Raw genomic sequence first — 2,159 nt, forward strand, 5'->3', positions numbered from 1 at the left:
GAACCGTTGTTATCCATAACTAACTCCGGAACGATGGGCCAGGGCTTCGGTGTAATACGCCTGTGAGCAAATAGCAACGAGCCAGGTGTGAGTCAGGGGCCAAGAAAAATCGGCGCAATTCGGGAACGAGTACATGTCCTCATGCATTTGCCAAAGTCGCGTATAAGTTTTTCAAACACGTTTCTAACAATATCGGCGGCTGTATGCGGATTTTCGTGACCGGCGCTACAGGTTTTATCGGTGCTCATTTTGTCGAGCGCGCGCTGGCGGAAGGGCACGAGGTGGTCGGGTTGTACCGGAGCGAAAGCCCCCGTCAGCGCGAGACCATCGAACAGTTGCGAGCGCATGGCGCGCAGTTGCGTCGCGGTGACATTCTCAAACCTGAATCGTTTGTCGACGCCTTGAAAGGCGTCGACTGTGTTTGTCACTTCGCTGCCGCGTTTCGCGAGTCGGGGGCCGACGAAACATTTTTCGAGCGTATGAACGTCAAAGGCACGGCGACCGTAGCGGAGGCCGCTGCGGCGGCGGGCGTACGGCGCTTCGTTCACTGCGGGACCGCTGGCATCTACGGCCAGCGTGTCGTCGGCACCATCGACGAAAAGACGCCGATCAAACCTTGGAACAGTTATGAACGCAGCAAGCTCGCGGCCGATGAACAGGTGCGCGAGATCGCCGGCGCCGCCGGCATGGAATATGTGATCTTGCGGCCGACTGCTGTCTACGGACCGCGCGATGAACGGCTAGTGAAATTGTTCCGTTCAGTGGAGAAAGGCCGCTTCCCGCTGTTCGGTGCGGGGGCTGGGCGGCGACACATGATTTACGTCGTCGATCTTGCCGATGCGTTCCTGCGTGCTTGCACGTCGCCGTCGGCCGTGAATCGGGAACTGATCATTGCGGGGCCCAAAGCCGTGCCATTGCATGAGATGTTACAAACGATTGCGCACGTGGCGAATCGTCCAGGCTTCGGGCCGCGCTTGCCATTGAAGCCCATGCTGGCGTTGGCGGCGGTGGTCGAAGACACCTGCAAAGTATTGAAGATCAATCCGCCGATCTATCGCCGGCGGATGGATTTTTATTTGAACGACGCAGCCTTCGACTCTCGGCAGGCGCAGCGGCTGCTGGGTTGGCAGCCGAAGGTCGACCTGGCTGAAGGCTTCGCCGCGACGCTGCACTCGTTGCGCCAGGAGAAGACGCCTGCCTCGCTGGTACAGGCGTGTATGGTTGGAATGTCGTTGCTGGCGCTGTATGCCACCGATCCTTGATTTTTTACTGCGGCAGCAGTGACTGATACACCACGCTAGCAAACTTCTCGCGGAAGTCCGTGCCATTGGGCATGAGCTGAATCATCAGCACCACCACCAAGCCGGACGTCGGATCGACGCGATAGCTGGTGCCATAAGCGCCGCCCCAACCGAACGAGCCCGGCGCTTCCAAGCCGCTGGCGCCATAGCTTTCCACCGTCTCGAAGCCAAAGCCGAAGCCCATGCCGGCGCGGTAGATATCGCCGATTTGATTGGTGGTCATCAGCGCGACGCTGCGAGGCGCGAGAATGCGTTTGCCGTCGAGCACGCCGCCGTTGCGGAGCGCTTCCAGGAAGCGTGCATAGTCTTGCGCTGTCGATAACAGGCCGGCGCCGCCCGCGAAATTTTTCCGAGGTCCATCGACGTAGTGACCCTGGCCTTTGGCGTCGTTCGCTGAGCGGACGATCTTGCCGTTGGCGCCAGTCGCATACACAGCGGCCAGTCGAGCGCGCTGCTCTCTAGGCAAAAAGAAATTTGTATCTTTCATGCCGAGCGGCTGAGTGATGTTCTTGCGGAAGTATTCATCCAGCGGCACGCCGGAAGCGCGCTCGACGACGCAGCCGAGAATGTCGGTGTTGTAGCCGTAGACAAATGAGGTGCCCGGCTGTGCGACGAACGGCAGCGAGGCCAGGCGTTCCATGGTCGTGCAGGTCTGTTCAGTCTTATCCGCGGTATACCAGCCGCTGCCGGCGGCCGGGCCGAGCTGCTTGTCGGCATACAGCGCGGCGACTTCGGGCTGTGTGCCGTAGGAGATGCCGGCGGTGTGAGTCAGCAAGTCGCGCAACGTGATGGCGCGAGTGGCCGGGACTGGCGCGTTATTGACCAACACCGTGGTCTTGGCGAACTCAGGAATGAAAT

2 protein-coding genes are annotated in these 2,159 nt (G+C 59.9%); one reads left to right on the forward strand and one right to left on the reverse strand.

Going from position 1 to position 2,159, the window contains the following annotated elements; genetic code table 11:
• Positions 1–203 precede the first annotated feature (203 nt).
• Positions 204–1,262, forward strand: a complete 1,059-nt coding sequence (locus JNL55_RS31175; RefSeq protein WP_293863770.1) for an NAD-dependent epimerase/dehydratase family protein — start codon at positions 204–206, stop codon at positions 1,260–1,262.
• Positions 1,263–1,266: 4 nt separating this feature from the next.
• Here JNL55_RS31175 and JNL55_RS31180 read toward each other — a convergent pair.
• Positions 1,267–2,159, reverse strand: an 893-nt coding sequence (locus tag JNL55_RS31180; protein ID WP_293863773.1) for a serine hydrolase domain-containing protein, incomplete at its 5' end; no start/stop codon positions are given.

Origin of the sequence: Steroidobacter sp., from assembly GCF_016790065.1 — a bacterium.
GTDB lineage: Bacteria > Pseudomonadota > Gammaproteobacteria > Steroidobacterales > Steroidobacteraceae > Steroidobacter.